Genomic DNA, 18,378 nt, shown 5'->3' with positions numbered 1-18,378 from the left:
TCCCCTTGCAGTTATTGTTTTTTGCCGTTGATATAAATTGCACCGATAGATCCGGCTTTTCCGGCTGCACCTGTGGTCCCCGATGCCCCCCCCTTACCTGGGCTACCCCCACTACTACCCTTACCACCAGAACCACCGGCACCACCAGCGCCCCCAGAACCACCATTGCCGCCTTTACCACCGTTACCACCAACTGCCTTGGCCTGGAACGTCGCACTTCCGCCTTCCTGGTAAGTAAAATAGATGTTGCCGCCGTCACCCGCATTACCGCCATTTCCACTGCTACCACCGTTGCCGCCATTCCCCCCATTACCACCATATCCAGCATTACAGTTGTCAGTAGAGCCGCCGCCATTCCCTCCTTTTCCACCACTACCGCCATTCCCACCGTTACCACCGTTACCGCCATTTCCACCTTGCGTCAGCATATTCACAAAGCCGCTAAGGGTATCTGTTTTAAAATTAATATCATTTGCATTCCCACCTTTCTCGCCATCACTTCCTCTGGCGCCATCAGTACCATTGCCACCAGCGGTACCGTTGGTAGCCGACGTTGCACAGGAGTTTTTATTATCTTTACCAGCACTACCATTACTGCCGTCTCTTCCATTGGCCCCATTGTTTCCACTCCCGCCATCGCCTCCGTTACTGCCAATATTTTCGAAGTTCGGGCCATCATTATCACCTGGGGATAGATATGGATTTGGAGAATTAACTACGACAACTTCGTTCGCTTCAACCGTGCCATTGGTCAAATAAATAATCTTACCGCCAGGTTCAATCGTTATCTTATTAAAACTCAAGTTAACAGGTTCTCCGTGACTCTCTTTACTTCCAACAATCAATGGATTACTGGCAGTGACAACGATATCTTCACCACTGTATAACGCGACTTTCATCGGGAAACGTTTAGCGTTCAGAATATCTTCATAATCTTTAACCAAAGGAGAATAACCATAGATATAAGCGCGGAAAGCTTTACATATATCAGCATGATTACCGGTGACATTCGCCAACCGTTCAGCAGAATAGGGTTCAGGTAATGGATGGTGTGGTTCCATTCCGCCTGGTCCATATTCACTGTCAGGCACTCCCCCAAGCTCCTTCAGCTCTTGTATGGTTTGTACGATAAAAAACGCAGGCGGCACAGTGGCTATTTTCGGATCGTTAGAAAATATGACTGGCCCGTCAAAGTCCGAAGTGTTCAATTGCTTTGGCTGCCGCTCGGTACCGGTCAAATGATAATGCTCACGCAATTCAGCCAAAGTTTCGTTAACCGTTTTCATTTTATTCATGGGAATTCTCCTGAGTTTTGGTATAAGTTTGTACGTTTAGAATCACAGCGGCGTCACATATCAGTTGCCCACCTTGCTTAAGGGCCAACGTGTCAACCACCACCACTATCGGTCTTGAAGTCGGATTGCTAATGTTCAGAACCCCGTCATCAGCAATCTCCAATTCAGCAATCGCAAAAACATCAACAGTTGCCGGAAAAGATATCGGCGCTTCAACCGGGGGGATACCAGAAAGGGTCAACAGCTCCGCTGCTGACGACACTTCTGCCGTATAAGAAGGAGCCAGCGACTGTGGATCGTCAGGCCGTAAAGAGCCTTGCGACGAAGATGCAACAACAACTTTCTCCGTTACATCGCTCTCTGGGATACCTAATAATTGCAAGACCTCTTTAAATCCTGAGCTATAGTTTTTTAATGGCATAGTTGTTTCCGAGAAACTGTAAACAGAAATAATCTGCTGATTATCGCCATCCACGGTGCAAATGACTGGGTAACGGGTATTAACATCAGTAATGATGAAATAACCATTTTCATTGATAGTTTCGATAGTTGCTTTGTTACTAAGAGGGTGTTTGTTGCCAGCAAAAACTGCGTGAATTTTATCCATATCGTGTTGCTGGAATATCGTTAATTGATCGATACCCAGATCGAATATTGGTGTAGTTGGCTTCCACTGGCTGATCTGTGGTTGGGTACGTTGATTCTCACCCAAGAACTTGCCGTAATTCATCGCCACCAGAGTACGGAACGAATCTATCGCTAGATGCGCAGCGACAATATGCTGGCGTTTAGCTGGATCAGGCACTAATGTCGAATCAGGGACAGTTACCAGGAAAGTACCGTCAGGATTATATATATCAAGGACATAATCCGTTGGATCCCGTCCTTCGTTACGATATGACAAGACATAAATATATCCCTTCGACTCAACCGCAACATCCAGATAAGTTATCCCGGCTGGCTTATTCAGCGGCATATAGGATAGATAATCCGCTACCGTAATCTGAGCAGGATTCGTTACATTAAGGGTTAACAGCCAGGATCGAGCGCCGCTGAGATCATCAATTTGCCATTTGACGCCTTGACCGATAGCGATAACCCGCACATTACTCAAATCGTTATATACAGATACCGTTTGTCCCTTGGCTGTCAGCGTGTAAGTAGCGGGTTTTTGCGGATCATATACTGACCAGCTCTGCCCTTGCTGTATTACGTTAACAACGGTACTACCGACTGGATCAATGTTACCGTCCGCCGTCTGGTTATAACTCAGGTAGATCCCATCTTCAGCAAAGGCGGCAATAATCTGCTCGTCCAGTACTCCAGCATTCAGCGAACGTATAAAGTTCGGATCACTGTTACTGAACAGGAATGTCAACCCCTGCTCACGAAATGCTTGCTGTAATGCCGGGGAAAACTCCTGCGCATCCAGTGTTGCCCGATAATCAGCGGTAGTAAGTTGAAACAGTGTTGCACCCGCAAAACTCGGGAATGGGTTTCCTTTAGTATCAAACGCCTGAATACGGGTATTGATTGTCTCCAATAATAGTATGCGGCCATCTGGCGTTACGGTCAGGGCAATTGGTCCATGGGTTAGCCCTTGCCGAACCCCTTCTCCAGAGACAATCTGTGCCGCTGGAGCCTGAGCATCCGGATAGCCCTGATCACCCAACGCGAGGATCTGCATCTTGCTATATTGCCAACTGACTGCAATGACATAACCGCTCGGATGAACCACCATCGCATCAAGATGTGGAATGGTGAAAGTTCCCCACGAAAGCGGATTATCCGTCAAACCAAAATTATGGCTGCCATCACGCAAGTCCACCCGACGTAAGTGATATTCACCAAACCGTGAATCAATAATAAAGTTATAAGGCGTGATGGTTTTTTCGTCCGGTCCTTCGCCAAAACTGTTATAACTGATCAGTGGTTGTACTTTGAAACCTACCGCAGATAATTTCAGACGCTCATTCAACGAGTCGTTGCTCAAAGTGGAAATGTTTTGCAACACGTACATCTGGCCGCTATTTGGTGGACTTAATGGATCTTCCAGTGGAATATCCTGACCAGAAGCCTGATAGCAATAACCAACCTGATAATCTGAATTCAGGATTGTCATATTGACCAGCTTGCAGATGTTATTGCCTACATTGCTACAATTGGTTGAAGACTGGGTTTCCAACGGCACGCTGCCTTCAATCCACTGGTACTCTTTTTTACCGCTATCGTAAGACAACTGTTCCCAATATTCGTATTGAGTCACCTGAGTCAGCGGCACCAACATCTCTTTTATATTACCGCTGACGCGCATGATGCCTTCATTAGGGTCGTCTGGCTGCGCATTCAGCAGATCACTGGTGTAGCTCCCCGCTAACCAGCCAGTGGCTGAATAGACATTAGCCTTGATTTTGAGTGTTCCACCCCAGCCAACCAAATTGAAATTAAAGGATAGTGGTGTATTGGAACCTGTCGCGGGTAATGGAATAGTCTGGGTATAGTAGGTGCCGTTGGTATATTCAACGGTCACCTGGCACTGCACTGCCACCGGTGGCCAGATTGCGGTTTCCGGACGGCCCGCTTCACCATGAGCAGGATCAGGATGCAGAGTAAAAGCAAGTGTCATCTGACGCTTGATATCCACTTCCAATGTGGCGGGCGAGGAAAGTAATTCACCCGTGGTTACAGCGATCTGTGCCACATCCAGCGTAATCGCAGCTAGCCGGAACGCCCAACCAACCACCGGAACCGCCTGCGCAGCCGCACTGGCTGCTACCTGGGCTGTAACATAAGTCGCTAACGCTTCCATCCCTTTTTTAGCCAGAATACCAATGGCAATACTGGCTAAACTGGTTAGCACCTTTTTAGTATTGAATAACGCTGAACCGACAGCGGCGCCACCGCCAATCAATGGGAAAGCAATACCGGCCAGTATGGCAACGTTATCCTTATTAGAAATAAAATCTTTATACCACTGGCTGTTAGTTACCATGGCTCCAGCTAACATCATCAGGGCCGGAATACCGTATTGGAACATACCGGTCAAAATCACACCTGGCCAAACAATCGGGTTCTCCCAACGGGAGGTTCCCAGGCCACCAAACAAGAATTTAGCTGCCTGAGCTTCAGCCGGCCAGGGCAAGCCAAAGTTAGTGGGATCCGTGGGCATCGGGATCCCCATGATCGTATTGACATTAGCCAATACACCCAGGGCCTTTTGTGATGGCGTTTCGAATAACGCAGCCAGCTCTTGAGGGAAATAAAACGGCCAATCACCGTCAACCTTTGGATTATCGATCGGCTGTTCCATCTTAGTGTCTTTAAAGAACTGAATATAGACACCTAGCTGACGTAAGTAATTGTTCTTAAAATCAATGGAAAAATGGCTTTGGCTGCTATCGTAACGGATGCTGTCGGCATACACATCCATACCGTGATTAGGAGTACGGTTGGTGGCAGTCCAAATTTGGTTGGTGTCCCGCTTAACAGCCAATGCTGCAGCCTGATCTTTGAATTCGGCAACGTCCAAAGACGCACTTTGGCTGACACTCCAATTGTGATTTTGCAGGCGACCATCATTATGCGAAGTTTTCAGCGCATTAGATGCTGGCGAACCAGAATAATTCTCCGTTTCATCCGATAGGTTATATTGCATCACCGGATCACCTTCAGCGAAAATCACCTGTCCGTCTTGACCTACCCAGTCAAATTCGTAAAACATTGCGTTGCCATCAGGGTCAACCAATTGGCCATAAGTGGCAAAACCGCCTGTATCTGTCGCAGGTCCCTGACTCGATATTGATATAGCCAGTTCATAAACTCGGTTATATTGCAGTGGGTCTATTGCCTCCGGTGGGGCAATATGTGCATTCATGACAATTGATGCTGCATAAGCCTGACTGTTAGACAATTCCGGATGGGAAAACACAATAGAGCAAGCAACATCCCACGGTGTTTTCATTTCATTAGTCGCAACCCACAAATCGCCGCAATGAATAGAATTTCGCGCTAAATGTTGGCTATTAACACCGAGAGCACTAAGTTTACCCGGCAAAGCCATCTCTACATTATTTACTGCCAGTTTTTCTCTATTACGTTTGACATAACGATGTAAATGAGCATTGGGAATATGATAAGAAAGATGATAAAGAACCGGTAATGAAGAACGATAAGGCCCGGATTTATCACCAACCACTTTAATTAGCGTAACGTGATGAGGTAAAAAATAGTGTTCAGGTACCTCGGCGAAATGGCTGATATTGTGTGAACCGTAACGCAGAACCATATCTATTGCAGGATTTTCTCCAGCTGCTCTGGCTAAACTTGACTCATCATGTTCTTGCAACGGTATATTATATTCACCAACCCAAAGGTTTAATTGACTGGCTTGGGTACGTAAATGGCTTTGAGCTAGGTCAAAATGTAGAATATGCGTTTTCATTTGGATTTTATCTCTCTAAATGACTATTTTCGTTATCACAATAAATACTCAATAACCGTATAAATAATTCGGCGGAAAATCCCGAAAAAACAATCCCCATGAGAATGAATACATCCTCCTATAAACTTATTTTTTTTAAATGATAACCATCTAAAACTAAGTAGAAAAAGATTTGTCTACTTTACAAAAATCAATTGAATGTGACATTTAAGCTACGCAATTAATAACATTAATGCGATTTAAAACTTTTTTCATAGTTAAAGAAGATATTTATGTGACGCATAGCTAACTTTCAATTTTAGCTAATTAATGGTTTCAATTTTTATTATCCGATGTTATTAGTATGAGTTAAATTAAGAGTAAAAATAACCCTCTAAAATTATAAAACCTATATTCAATAATAAAAAAATCTTTATGTAATACCCCCTAATTAAAACAGACACCCTATAATTAAATTAAGCGATAGGCTCAAACCTATTCTGAAGGAGTGTCCATAGAACGTATTGAAATTGTTACTGGTGCACAGCACCGTCGTCGTTATTCTGCCGAAGAGAAAGCCCGGTTTGTTGCCATGGCTCAGCAACCAGGCGTTTCAGTATCACGAGTGGCGAGACAACACGGCATTACGCCGAGTTTACTGTTTAAGTGGAAAAAACTGATGCAAGAGGGAGGTATGTCAGCGATTCAATCCCGTGATGAAGTCGTCAGTGTAGCTGAATACAAAGCGCTGCAGAAAAAGGCCAAGCAGCTTGAGCAATTGCTCGGCCGTAAAACGATGGAAACGGAAATCCTGAAAGAAGCGCTGGAGATTGCCAAGGCAAAAAAGTTGATATCGCGCATACCCTTACTGCCACCGGACGATATCGCAGGCCAGCTTTAACTTGTAGTGATGTGATGGACGTCCCCTTTTTCAGCAGCAAACAGTGCCATCTTTTTTTCCGATGCACTGAATTTCGGGAGAACATCTCATGAATACGATCAAAGTCGTTGGCATTGACCTCGCCAAAAACGTTTTTCAAGTCTGTGTCTGGATGGAAGACGGTTCAGTCGCCTCGAACCGAAAAATCTCACGGCAAAAATTGCTTGATACTGTACGCACTTTTTCGCCAGGAACCCTCATTGCTATGGAAGCCTGTGCAACTTCTCACTATTGGGGCAGAACCCTTCAGGCGATGGGATTTGTCATCAGGCTTGTGCCGACCCAGCATGTCAAAGCTTTCAGTCATCATCAAAAAAATGATGCCAAGGATGCACAGGCTATCTGCGAAACCGCCTACCGACCCGGTATCCATTTTGTTCCGGTCAAGACGGTGGAACAGCAAGATATTAAGGCACTGCGCAATGCCCAGCAACTCATCGTAGAACAACGTACCGCACTCGCCAATCAGATTCGGGCTTTCCTCGCTGAGCAGGGAGTGATTGTTCCCACCGGTATTCAGAAACTGAAACAGCACCTGCCTGAGATCCTGGAAGAGGAGAGCGATGACCTGTCCTCTGTACTACGACGTTTGCTTCATACTTTGGGGGAAGACCTACGGAAAGGTAATATACAAAGAATCTATTCAAGTGCTACATTTAATTTGTTTCCAAATATGAAAATTTATCGCTACTCATTCAGCTTCTAAAGAGGAAATATCGTATGAACGACTGGACACAACGAGTTCATCTTATAGATATCTATCCAGATGCCCACACGTACATTACATCAACTTTTCATGATGGGTATGTAATAAACGAATTTACAATTGCTTGCCACGGACTGGCAGTTTTTAATGGAAGGCCGGAAAGTCTTGCTATAGATGGTCAACTCTGGACTTACGATGTAGTAGCCAGATACATTCAGTCACAAACAATAGTAAGTCGATTGCATAAAATCCATATTCTTGCCTGCAATTCAGCGAATTATGATATCGCTTCTCTGGCTGCAAAAGTATCAAGAATAATACAAGATACTGAAGTTAACGCGATGCTCGACTTTAACATCCTATAACGTTGGCTTGTTGAAGCCAGTCGCGTTGACTTTTACCTTGTTTAAAATTGGCAAAAATACCCAACGTGTGAGAAAGCAGTTTTCTGGCAATTGGATTACCCAAATGCCACAAATCCTGCGCCCAGCACTTCTGGATCGCAAATTGCCCGGCGAGTTGACCAATCACGGTTTCAATTAAACGGCGTTTGTCATTAATACGCTTTCTGATTTCCCTGGGGAATTGGATCATGAGTCTGGGCACGCACCGGCGTAATCATCTCAATGCCCTGCTTTTTTTAGTTCCTGTTTAAACTCAACGCCTAAATACCCTTTATCGCCCAGCAAATAGCCTTTTATAGGGAGGAACAAAATCGGGGATAGGTTCACGCTACTGACGCTCGCAGGTGTTAATATAAACCGCGTGACTACGCCGGTTTAATCTTTTCATCAGATGCCCTTTAAAGCCGTAGTATGTTTCATTCTTGGCGGCACAAAATCCATAATCCGCTTGCCCTTTAAAGTTGGCGCTGCCTTTCGCTCTTTTGAATCCACAGACGGGCAGGGGAAATCCGTCGATAATATGCAGCGGTCGGTCGGACGCGCCCAATAACGTCGCCAGCTGCTCTTGCAGCTTTTTGTGTGACAACCCAAAGATTTGCAGCCTGTTTAGGCAAAATTGGCGCGTGAGCCCAGTCCCGGAAACCACTCGCGCCAGTGGTAAAAAAAGTATTTCCAAATCCCTTTTATCTGTTGAAAACCCTAAGGAATTCACCAATCACTTCCATCGTGATGACTTCGGCATCGCTCATTTTAGGTGGGTGCCCCCGGCTTGGGGAATCGTGTGCTTTGCTATAACGCCGTTAAATTATGGTCTACCCAACAAAACACCCAAATAGTAAATACTTGTTGTGACATAGCCTTTTGTTCCTTTATTTTCTATTTTTTTAGCAATTAAAGTTATAAAGGAGCGGCTATGTCATTTCAACTCACCTCGAAAGTCGAGCATCGCGTGAAGTTAAAGGATATGTAGGTTCAGTTTACATAAATTTTAGACATAACGATATTTATCAGCGTTATCTTAATAATGGAAGTAACAGAGCTTTTGTCGAACAATACCTTAAACAAACGGGAAGAAATCGGGTACATACCAATGGTGGTTCTAACTATTACTGCGTAGTTTTCAAAAATGGTTTTATTAAAAGACAAAATTATATAACCGTCAATCCGCTCCAACTATAGGGATTTTTCACGAAAATACCTACATGATCGTGGTAATTAGTACCTTTTTTGCGCTTTTATACATTGCAGGGCATTTTTTAACGATTTTGATAAAGAGTAATTTTTTGCACCAAAGCAGTACTTTCTACCTTTGGAGTATAAGCTCGTTCATTCCACGATGAGTCATAAAGAATAAATGCAGAAGAATAGATTTATAGAATTGAAAAGTTTTATGAGAAAAAACTCTTATCCTTTATCTACTTATTACAAGAGAATAAGAGTTTCTGTCTCCATTAGGAATTTTTATTAAGAATATTCAAAACCTGCTTTCAATCCCCCGTGCACTATCCATCCTTCTTGCCACCAAAATCGCCGCTTCCAGTTCACTGCACTGGTGCTCGCGCATTAACGCCCGCCGTTCGGCCTTTTCTTCTTTTTCCGTCATCCCCAGCGCCAGATAGAGACTCGGTGGCACCACCCGAAACAAGGCTTCGATTTTTTTCGCCAGCACCACCCCTTCGGTATAACAGCGGGGGAGTTTACTGGCGGAGAGCAAAACGGCTTTCTGCTCTTCATTCAGTTTTTTGAAACGGGCGATTTGTTCGACTTCATCGGGCGGCATGGTCAGACACAACCACCATTCGGCCATATTCAGCATTTTCTCAGCGGTATCCGGGTAATCGGCGAGGTTCTGCGTGGCCAGCCACAGCCAGGCGCCCAGTTTACGCCACATCTTCACAACCTTGGTCATATAGGGGGAGAGCAGCGGGTTAGTGGTGGTGATATGCCCTTCGTCGATCACCAGTTGCAGTTCCCGATCCTGATAATCAAAGGTATAACGGGGTGATTGGGTGTTGTCAGCAGATTGCTCAGCAATACGGGCGCGCTCTAGCACAATCTGTACCTGCTCAATCAGGCGTTTGGCACTCGCCAGTTCATCTTTCTCCGCCGCTTGTACCTGAGGAGTACATAAGACAGCCAGACTGAGTAGACAGACCGAACCGGCATTTGAAACATTATCCCACATAAACATTCACCTCGTTATGATTTCAGAATGCTGAGGATGCGATGTTTTTCGGGTCATGCACCCAATAATTAGATGTTGTGGTCAGATCCTCGTTTTTTATGGTAGGTAAGATATGGCGAAAGTTGATGTGGTTTGTCGTTATTGTCAGAAAACAGAAAATGTCAAAAGACATGGAAAAGGCAGCAGTAGTCATCATCGTTATCACTGCTATGCCTGCCATAAAACCTTTCAATTAAATTACACCTATCAAGCCTGCAACCCCGGAGTAAAAGCACAGATCGTTGATATGGTGATAAATAATGGGGGTAACCACCGCTGAGGGGAAATACACCTTACGGTTCCGCACCTGTCGTCCCCTACATATTGAGCCTTTCATTGTCCTGGATAAGTAGATCCAAAAAACACAGGACACGGGAATACAGCAAGATCATTGTGACATTGCGCCAAACGGGCGCGGTTACTGATCACTAGCAGGTCAGATTTCTGCAATCTCAATTCATTAAATGATAATTGCTGGTACAACTATCTCAATAGATTTTCAAAATGAGATGAGTATTTCTTTCCCCACTTGATACGCGGAATAAGGAAAATAACTACTGATAATTTCATTATTATAAATAGAGTATATAGTTTACACTTATATAATTTCGAAAATATAAATCAACTCCATTATTAGGAGTCGCAACATCAAATAATTAAGAGTTGGACTGTACTCTTGATATATACAGAACAGATGAAAAATATAACACTATTGGCATTGCAATAAAAAATGTAAGCGCAGTATTAATATAATCATCGATATCATGAGCGAATAATAACATGCAAATAAAAAAAGAAAGAGTAATAAAACAACAACAACAACAACAACACCATAATATTTTCTTTTTAAAATATATATTCCCTGCATGATTTAATAACCGGATCGTTCTGAAGCAGCTTTTATCAAGCTAATATCCTTTGAAGTAAAACCATGTTCAATCATTAATGACACTATATTTTTTTCCATTTTCACTCACCTTTAATAATTTTGTCATATATGCAAAACGCTGACATGGAAATTGAATATTATGTCAGGTTGACGATGAAAATTATAATCCCGCGCACTTATTTTTCTATGCCTACATGCTACACGTATTATAACCATACGTGAAGAAAGCATTATCTTCTGATTTGAAAAAAACCAGATGCAGACCGGCAACGGGCAAAGTAACTGCATCAAACTGATGCCGGGGCAAATTTTCAACATTGCCGCCCATCCTCATGCCCCGCTCAATACCTGCTGGCAGATTGTCGGGATCAACCATCAGAGTCGCTGCCCGCAGGCACTGGGTGACAATGGCGGCGAGGGCACCACACTCAGCAATGACTTCAGCTTTATCGATGGCTATGCCGACTGGCGACCGCCATTTCATGACAAGCCCCTGGCGGATGGGGATGAGAGTGCCACAGTGGTCGGGCCGGAAGTGATTGTTTCTTACCTTAACGGCGATATTGACCGACCGATAGTGACCGGCAGTGTCTATAACGCCGTCAACCGTCCGCCGCTATATTTACCCGCCGCGAAGACCCGAAGACCCGCACCACGTTTAAAACCAAAACCCACAAAGAAGACTGTAGCTTCGATGCTGCTTATACCCAGTCTGCTGAGCCACCGCCTGTTTTGCCTCGCCACGGCTTCCCAGCATCTGCATTGTGCCATTGACACTCACCACCACTTCCGTTGAATAGCGATCCCTCCGTTTCAGGGTAAAAATATCGGTTGACGGGTTGCTTAAGGTAAACCCCAGCAACACTTTTTTTCCTCGTCAACAGCCTTCTGGCAACGACTAACCAGACTGGTAGTCTCCTTGCCGACCACGGTAATATCAAAAATGCACATAGACCGGATTATCACTCGGACCATTTAACGCATTGATCGCGCAGCTCAGGAATGTGCCATTAGCAGTGCCGACATGGCGGATATTTATTTACACGAGCATAAAGCAAAGGAGTACACTATCTGAATTAATCAGAACTATGAGGAAAGAAAAATGTTACCTCCCACTGTTTATTTCAATCAAGAGTTTGCTCCCGGTGATTTAATTTATGGCTTACGTCGTGAAATAGCCAGATACGCCGATTTTTTACACCTTAAAATAAATCTGGATGCATTTGATGTTCAGGCAGTAACCATTGATCAATATGTCGTTCCACGGGAAGTGGAACTATCAACAACAGGGAGATGTCGATTTTATAATATGACGTTACCAAAAAATATACTGTATTTTCAGAATTTTATTTCTTATTTAGCAGACCATCCTAAATATCATACTGCGCTCACATACCCGAATGAAAACAACTCCCGAATCTCAGGCAGAAAGTGTAAAGGCGCATTATCATGGGTTACCTTGGGTAATAATGCGTTGACTGAAAATATGCATATTCATTTCCTCCTCGATGGTATCAATATGGAATATGTCGTGAATAAAAAACCCTATCCGGGGAATCCGGATCTTGAAACAAACGTGACAGCCAGAGAGTTAAGGTGGATCTACAGAAACAAAGACCACCCACAGGTACAACGAAAAATATTATTCTGGTTGAACAGAGAACTGACACCCCCACCCTGGACAGGAAACGGGGCTGTGTTATGGCGGAATTATGTACCACATCATATTCTCTGACATGTTTATTATATATGTGATTGATCTCCATCCGCTGATATCTGCCCGAAAACGCGGTCAGACGTCCCAGGCCGTCTGGCTGATGGTGCGGTTTTTACTGCGACAGGCTTCCGACAAGGTATCCAACCAGTGGGGATCGAGAATTTCGGCATCACGGCAGGTCAGCGGCTCATCGTGTTGAGCATAGATATTGCCCCGCACCCGCCCGTGTTCATCGCGGATGCGCTTGCATAAACTCAGCCAGCCAGTTATTCGCAGCATCAGTAATACCCGGCTGACGGTTTCACGGGACGCCTTACCTTTATAGGGTGAAGCCATCATATAGTTATTATGTGAATTATATATAACTTTTCATAATCATGAGAGTTTCATATTTCCTATTCCTTTCCATGTGGTTGCTGAAGCGGCATTCAAAAAAATCTTAACTTTTTTGATTAGCTGCCACATATATTGGCAATAATGATTTCGTGTCACCGTTTCATGCAATGATTGCCATAACCGTTCTATTTTATTCAACCATGGAGAGTAAATAGGAAGAAATAACAGTGTTACTGTCGGATTTAGCTCCAACCAGGCTTTGACTTGTTTGCTGGTATGAATGCTGTAATTATCTAAAATGACGGTTAGCGTTTTTGCATGACGGTAATGGTGCTTTAATTTCTCTAACATTTTGATAAATAATTGAGAGTTCTTTCTATTATAACCCGTATAGACAATTTCTCTGGTTTGAATATTAAAACAACCAGCAAAGTAGTATTTTTGATTTTTTCCCGGTGTAATGAGCCTTTTTTGCTGCCCTTTGAAATACCAGTCTGAACCTATTTTGGGATTGAAATTAATATCCACTTCATCCTCATAAAAGACGGGATTTTCTTCTGATGCCTGTGATAATGCCTGATTAATACGTGCCATTTTCTCCTCATAGTTAGGGTCTGGTTTATGTACGGTAGGGGCTACCCGTCGCCAAACGATTTTATTTTTATGGAGAAATCGATAAAGTGTACTGATTGAAAATTTCATGTTTATTATTTTGTTGATCTGAATAATAAAAAGCTCCAGACTCCAGCGAGAACGGACATAATCGAGTTGTTGTGGCGAAATTTCCAGTAAATGAAGAATAAAAGGTAAAAGTGGGGCCAGATCCCATTGGCGATGGCGGCCCGCTGGCTTACTTTTCAATCCTATCCAACCATATGTTCTAAAACGCTTAATCCAACGCCATACAGAAGATTGAGCGATACAAAATTCTTTAGCTACGACAGAAACTGATTCACCTCGGTAAAGTGCAAGCACGGCCATAACCCGGATAGCATAGGCTTTATCTTGCGTTTTTTGGGCAATTTTTTTCATCAAACGGCGTTCAATACGGAAAGTTGGTGGTAAGATAAGCATGACTCAGTCCTCTCTTTTGCTTTTTTGTTTGTGGAAAATCAAAATTCGCAAAAATTGGACTGAGTTTCTTCGACACTCCTACCATTTTGAAAAGTTATTTATAATTAAAGAAATTAATATTTTATATTTTTGTTTTTATAATCTTTAATTATAAAATGATAAATAAATCAAATAAAATTGAATTAATTAAATTTTAAATTTGTATATAAGCTGTTTAGTATCTTCAAAGTAGAATGATTATGATTTACATGATAAATAAAAATAAGTTGATTGAATGGAAATGCACAATGTATTACAGGACAGTACCCAATCTGGAATTAACCAACAAGCCATTTTTTCTCCGGTGACTCGCGCAAAATTTGAAGTTAAAGCGGGTCAATCAATTAGCCGATTTCTGAGAGAATCACTCCGAGCAATGAAAGGAATTGAAAGGGGTCCTGTGTATCTGGGCGTCAGTAAGGAAATTTTAAATGAATATGATGAAAATCGCCCCGACATTAGTTCAAGCATTTCTGATTCTTGGAAAAATCGTCCGGTCGATATCAATAAAATACGTTCACCCGAATTTAAAAATTTCATGAGTAAAACCCATAATTGCATCATTCTCGCGGGTCTTGATATCACTTGTGGGATCACAGCAAACAGTAGTGCATTCTTGAAAGCTCTTGATGAACATTACCCTAATATTATCATTCAAGGCTGCTCCAAACGGGAGAAATGGTTACAGTATCTCAGTATCATTCCCAAGTATTTCCCTATTGATTTTAGCGCAACAGGCGATGCAACAAAACACCCAGCATCCTATATCAATATCCTCCAGAAACATTTTCCGGAAAATGGAATAGTCAGTGTTGATTCCGGTGAGCGCCGATCATTTTTTGGTCATCATTGGATCGTCCGCAGACCTGAAGCTCAAATGTGACAACTAACACACAACGCCAAATAAAGAATATAACAAACGCATAAAAGCGTTCCCACTCGTATGAAAGGTGAAAAGGCATGAAGTCAAAACTCATTATCATCAATTCGTGCGTTATACTGGTATTGGGATTATTTTCTATAGATTTTAACGAGATGCTCGACTTTTATGATGAGTTGAAATGGCATCGCCGCTCCTTTTATAACTTTAAATCGCCAAAAATAGAGAAATAAAGGAACAAAAGGCTATGTCACAGCAAGATTTTATCATTTGGGTGTTTTGTTCAGGTAGACGATAATTTAACGGCGTTACAGCAAGGCACACGATTACGAAGCCGGGGGCACCCACCTAAGATGAGCGATGCGAGTCGATCACGATGGAAGTGATTGGTGAATTCTTAGGGTTTTCAACAGATAAAGGGATTTGGAAATACTTTTTTGACCACTGGCGCGAGTGGTTTCCGGGACTGGGCTCACGCGCCAATTTTGCTAAACAGGCGGCAAATCTTTGGGTTGTCAAACAAAAGCTGCAAGAGCAGCTGGCGACGTTATTGGGCGCGCTCGACGGACCGGTGCATATTATCGACAAATCCCCTGCCCGTCTGTCAGTACAAAGAGCGAAAGGCAGCGCCAACCCTTTAAAGGGCAAGCGGATTATGGATATTGTGCCAGCCAGACGAAACATACTACGGCTTTAAGGGGCATCTGATGATAGATGAAACCGGCGTAGTCACGGGGCTCACGTTAACACCTGCGAGCGTCAGTGAGCGTGAAGCGGCCTGGGATTTGTCCGTCCCGATGGAAAAAGGCTATTTGCTGGGCAATGATTATATAGGCGTTGAGTTTAACAGGAAATGAAAAAGCAGGGCATTGAGATGATTACGCCGGTGCGTGCCAATATGGATAATCCGATCCCCAGGGAAATCAGAAAGCGTATTAATGACAAACGCCGTTTAATTGAAACCGTGATTGGTCAACTCGCCGGGCAATTTGCTATCGAGAAGTGCTGGGCGCGGGATTTGTGGCATTTGGGTAATCGAATTGCCAGAAAACTGCTTTCTCACACGTTGGGTATTTTTGCCAATTTTAAACAAGGTAAAAGTCAACGCGACTGGCTTCAACAAGCCAACGTTATAGGATGTTAAAGTCGAGCATCGCGTTAATTTTCTGAAAGATAACGGCATTAGGCTCAGACAAATGGACAGCCTGAAAACCAAATACATTGAGCGCTATATTGCTGAGCGTAAGGCCAGCAATATCAGCCACCGAACCCTGCAAAATGAGATGTCAGCCCTGCGGACGATTTTAAGGCAGGCGGGCAAGCATAAACTGGCCGCACCGGATAATGCCCGCCTGAGTAACCGGGCACTGGGTATTGCCGAGACGAGTCGCACAGGCACTAAAACAGCATTAATGCCTGCGGAATTTCAGGCGGTCTTCCAGCAGGTTGAGCAAAAAGACCGGCGCGTGGCGGCGGTCATGCAACTGGCCTATGTGCTGGGGTTACGTACCAAAGAAGCGGTGGAAGCCTATAAATCCCTAGCCACCTGGAAAAAAGCGCTGGAAAACGGGCATACGTCTGTGCGGGTGGTGTTTGGCACCAAAGGCGGGCAGCCCAGACAGACGCTGATACGGGATCGGGCAGCCCTACAACACGCCATTGCCTACGCCGAATGCGAGCTGACAGGGCGCAGCGGCAAACTGATTGATAAACCGACGGTCATGCAGGCCATCGATCGTTACCGCTATATTGTCAGAAGTGCAGGGCTGACGGGCAAGAAAGCCCCGCACAGTATGCGCTACCATTTTGCCCGGCAATCCGGTGAACATTACAAAGCGCAGGGTTTCAGCGAGCAGGAAGCACAGGCACTGGTCTCGATGGATTTGGGGCATGGCGATGGGCGGGGGCGCTATATCAGGCAGGTGTATTACCAGAACGGGGAAACGGAATAGCGTTATTTTCCTCCGATAAAGGTAATTATCTAGATTAATCGCTACCCTGCCTGACCGTCAGCTATGAGCGAGGTATTGTCATTCACACCCTAAGAATTACACTGTTAGGTGATTCAGGGTAAGCAATGGATGTGAGATTAAATGAGAACATCAATACCAATAAATTGCGTTAATCAATGGGGAGTAGGTCCTAGTTATTTACACTGAAACCTGCAATATTGGAGAGTACACAGGTATAGATTATAAGGAGATTCAAAATGGCAATACTGGTTACGGTTCAGGCTCAACTCATTGTCGGTGAAGCGCAGGTGATAGAAAGTCTGGCTCCGGAAAGTTCATTTGCTGCAGTGTTTGAAGACGATGGAGAAACTGGGTATTTCTATGCTCTTGATGAAACTGTTGATGGTAACCCCATTCAGGATGCTCTGCATATTTACAATGCAGAAGAAGTTTCAGACGGGCAAATTCCATCTGACGTAAAGATTGGCTGGTCAGAAGACAGCAGGAAATGTGTGCTTTTGATTAATGGTTATCCGCACGGTGTGTTTAATTTCGATACTAAAAATGGATACTGTCGGAGCGGCTTTCCACCCCCAATTAATCGGGAGTGGTCTATTTCGGGGCACGAGTGGAATGATGCCGTTGATAATTTTTTCAGATGACTTATGAATAGGCTATTGCTAAACTCCCCATTGGCTAGCACGCTGTGGTGTTTCAAATATCCGCTTCTGGCAATGTCGGTAATGAGCGAGGTATAGTCATTCACACCGCTTTCAATGGCGTAAACAGGCTTGCGCACTCGGCAAGGTCCAGTCCTAAAACCAGAAAGATACGTAAAATTGCTATTCTGATTTTCGTACCGAGCTTGGTTTGTACAAATTTGAAGGTTACACTGTACAAAATGACAGCGAGTAAGATACTGAAAGTACTGGGTGATCCAGAGTTAACGGCATGCGATAGATAGGGAGAATCCCATAGTTCCTTGGTAATTAAAAACACATAAGATGGAATGAAATTTTGAACTCAAAAATCTATCAGTTTCCAGATACAAACATATTTATCTAATGCAAGCCACTCCATGGGTCATAATGAAATGGACACCCCCATGAACTCAACTGGTTAAAATGGAAAGAATATGATGAAGTTTGTTTGATAGTATCCCGCCCTGTCCAGGCTGAAATCGACAGACAAAAAGGTGGCGGTAATACAAGGTTATCTGCCAATGTCCGTTCCTGGCACAAAGCCGACTTTCTGATTGGATTTCGATCAGATCATTAATAGTGTCAGATCGAGTCTTAGTTGGTACAACTCACTCGCTTTTGTCCAGAAGTGAGTTGGAGCAAGTTGTCTGATTTGGTCACATTGGCATCAATGGATTTAGGGCACGGTGATGGACGGGGACGCTATATCAGGCAGGTGTATTATCAGAACGGCGAGGTTGAATAATGCGTTTTTTCCTGCCAAAGATATTATTACTGTACTGACAGGTTGTTAATTATTCA

Annotated in this window: 8 protein-coding genes and 10 pseudogenes; 11 read left to right on the top strand and 7 right to left on the bottom strand. The window is 43.8% G+C overall.

The genetic code is table 11. The features are described from left to right. Positions 1-11: 11 nt before the first annotated feature. Positions 12-1,295 (bottom strand): hypothetical protein, encoded by a 1,284-nt coding sequence (locus ACSJJG_RS14595; RefSeq protein ID WP_189760106.1) that lies wholly within the window; start codon positions 1,293-1,295, stop codon positions 12-14. Further along, on the bottom strand, positions 1,288-5,736 hold the full coding sequence (locus ACSJJG_RS14590) for a C-type lectin-like domain-containing protein (protein WP_189760105.1): 4,449 nt from the start codon (positions 5,734-5,736) through the stop codon (positions 1,288-1,290). The genes ACSJJG_RS14595 and ACSJJG_RS14590 overlap by 8 nt, the downstream gene beginning before the upstream one ends. Before the next feature lie 493 nt (positions 5,737-6,229). On the opposite strand from ACSJJG_RS14590, the pseudogene ACSJJG_RS14585 reads away from it, so the two are divergent. The 3 genes and pseudogenes from ACSJJG_RS14585 to ACSJJG_RS14575 form a co-directional block, all read left to right on the top strand. Further along, positions 6,230-6,639, top strand: a pseudogene (locus tag ACSJJG_RS14585) (transposase); the annotation flags it as partial. Between the two features lie 65 nt (positions 6,640-6,704). After that, positions 6,705-7,361, top strand: coding sequence for an IS110 family RNA-guided transposase (locus tag ACSJJG_RS14580; RefSeq protein ID WP_481089763.1), 657 nt, complete (start codon positions 6,705-6,707; stop codon positions 7,359-7,361). Positions 7,362-7,375: 14 nt separating this feature from the next. Further along, positions 7,376-7,726, top strand: a complete 351-nt coding sequence (locus ACSJJG_RS14575) for a hypothetical protein (protein WP_481089762.1) — start codon at positions 7,376-7,378, stop codon at positions 7,724-7,726. On the opposite strand, the pseudogene ACSJJG_RS14570 reads toward ACSJJG_RS14575, so the two are convergent. Both ACSJJG_RS14570 and ACSJJG_RS14565 read right to left on the bottom strand, forming a co-directional pair. Further along, a pseudogene (locus ACSJJG_RS14570) lies at positions 7,713-8,620 on the bottom strand (IS982 family transposase). The gene ACSJJG_RS14575 and the pseudogene ACSJJG_RS14570 overlap by 14 nt on opposite strands. A 619-nt stretch (positions 8,621-9,239) precedes the next feature. After that, positions 9,240-9,764: pseudogene (locus tag ACSJJG_RS14565) on the bottom strand (conjugative transfer ATPase); the annotation flags it as partial. 298 nt (positions 9,765-10,062) lie between these two features. Between ACSJJG_RS14565 and ACSJJG_RS14560 the strand changes: the two are divergent. After that, positions 10,063-10,257 (top strand): annotated as a pseudogene (locus tag ACSJJG_RS14560) (IS1 family transposase); the annotation flags it as partial. Positions 10,258-11,128: 871 nt separating this feature from the next. Next, a pseudogene (locus ACSJJG_RS14555) lies at positions 11,129-11,556 on the top strand (type VI secretion system tip protein VgrG); the annotation flags it as partial. Here the strand turns inward: ACSJJG_RS14555 and ACSJJG_RS14550 are convergent. Further along, a pseudogene (locus tag ACSJJG_RS14550) lies at positions 11,537-11,917 on the bottom strand (DUF3577 domain-containing protein). The pseudogenes ACSJJG_RS14555 and ACSJJG_RS14550 sit on opposite strands and share 20 nt — an antisense overlap. Before the next feature lie 63 nt (positions 11,918-11,980). On the opposite strand from ACSJJG_RS14550, the gene ACSJJG_RS14545 reads away from it, so the two are divergent. Beyond that, positions 11,981-12,613 (top strand): hypothetical protein, encoded by a 633-nt coding sequence (locus ACSJJG_RS14545; RefSeq protein WP_189761352.1) that lies wholly within the window; start codon positions 11,981-11,983, stop codon positions 12,611-12,613. Between the two features lie 60 nt (positions 12,614-12,673). Here ACSJJG_RS14545 and ACSJJG_RS14540 read toward each other — a convergent pair. Both ACSJJG_RS14540 and ACSJJG_RS14535 read right to left on the bottom strand, forming a co-directional pair. After that, a pseudogene (locus ACSJJG_RS14540) lies at positions 12,674-12,958 on the bottom strand (STY4528 family pathogenicity island replication protein); the annotation flags it as partial. A 12-nt stretch (positions 12,959-12,970) separates the two neighbouring features. Then, positions 12,971-14,005 carry an IS630 family transposase gene (locus ACSJJG_RS14535; RefSeq protein WP_282885470.1) on the bottom strand — a complete coding sequence of 345 codons (1,035 nt, stop codon included), beginning with the start codon at positions 14,003-14,005 and terminating at the stop codon, positions 12,971-12,973. Positions 14,006-14,279: 274 nt separating this feature from the next. Here ACSJJG_RS14535 and ACSJJG_RS14530 point away from each other — a divergent pair, with 274 nt between their 5' ends. The 5 genes and pseudogenes from ACSJJG_RS14530 to ACSJJG_RS14510 all read left to right on the top strand — a co-directional run. Then, positions 14,280-14,927 (top strand): thiamine pyrophosphate-binding protein, encoded by a 648-nt coding sequence (locus ACSJJG_RS14530; protein ID WP_223281911.1) that lies wholly within the window; start codon positions 14,280-14,282, stop codon positions 14,925-14,927. A gap of 244 nt (positions 14,928-15,171) precedes the next feature. After that, positions 15,172-16,068: pseudogene (locus ACSJJG_RS14525) on the top strand (IS982 family transposase). Positions 16,069-16,081: 13 nt separating this feature from the next. Continuing rightward, positions 16,082-16,876 (top strand): annotated as a pseudogene (locus ACSJJG_RS14520) (integrase domain-containing protein); the annotation flags it as partial. A 257-nt stretch (positions 16,877-17,133) separates the two neighbouring features. After that, the gene (locus ACSJJG_RS14515; RefSeq protein ID WP_189760600.1) at positions 17,134-17,538 is read left to right on the top strand and encodes a DUF2251 domain-containing protein; all 405 of its coding nucleotides are present in this window, start codon (positions 17,134-17,136) and stop codon (positions 17,536-17,538) included. 700 nt (positions 17,539-18,238) lie between these two features. After that, positions 18,239-18,322 (top strand): annotated as a pseudogene (locus ACSJJG_RS14510) (integrase domain-containing protein); the annotation flags it as partial. Positions 18,323-18,378: the final 56 nt, after the last annotated feature.

Source organism: Xenorhabdus sp. SGI 60 (assembly GCF_056632175.1).
The sequence above is the reverse complement of the archived record's forward strand: the minus strand, read 5'-3'. Positions and strand labels throughout refer to the sequence as shown.

Bases quoted from the DNA above. Each gene is read 5' to 3' on its own strand.
- ACSJJG_RS14595 (WP_189760106.1), bottom strand. From the start codon at position 1,295: ATGAATAAAATGAAAACGGTTAACGAAACTTTGGCTGAATTGCGTGAG.
- ACSJJG_RS14590 (WP_189760105.1), bottom strand. From the start codon at position 5,736: ATGAAAACGCATATTCTACATTTTGACCTAGCTCAAAGCCATTTACGT.
- ACSJJG_RS14580 (WP_481089763.1), top strand. From the start codon at position 6,705: ATGAATACGATCAAAGTCGTTGGCATTGACCTCGCCAAAAACGTTTTT.
- ACSJJG_RS14575 (WP_481089762.1), top strand. From the start codon at position 7,376: ATGAACGACTGGACACAACGAGTTCATCTTATAGATATCTATCCAGAT.
- ACSJJG_RS14545 (WP_189761352.1), top strand. From the start codon at position 11,981: ATGTTACCTCCCACTGTTTATTTCAATCAAGAGTTTGCTCCCGGTGAT.
- ACSJJG_RS14535 (WP_282885470.1), bottom strand. From the start codon at position 14,005: ATGCTTATCTTACCACCAACTTTCCGTATTGAACGCCGTTTGATGAAA.
- ACSJJG_RS14530 (WP_223281911.1), top strand. From the start codon at position 14,280: ATGGAAATGCACAATGTATTACAGGACAGTACCCAATCTGGAATTAAC.
- ACSJJG_RS14515 (WP_189760600.1), top strand. From the start codon at position 17,134: ATGGCAATACTGGTTACGGTTCAGGCTCAACTCATTGTCGGTGAAGCG.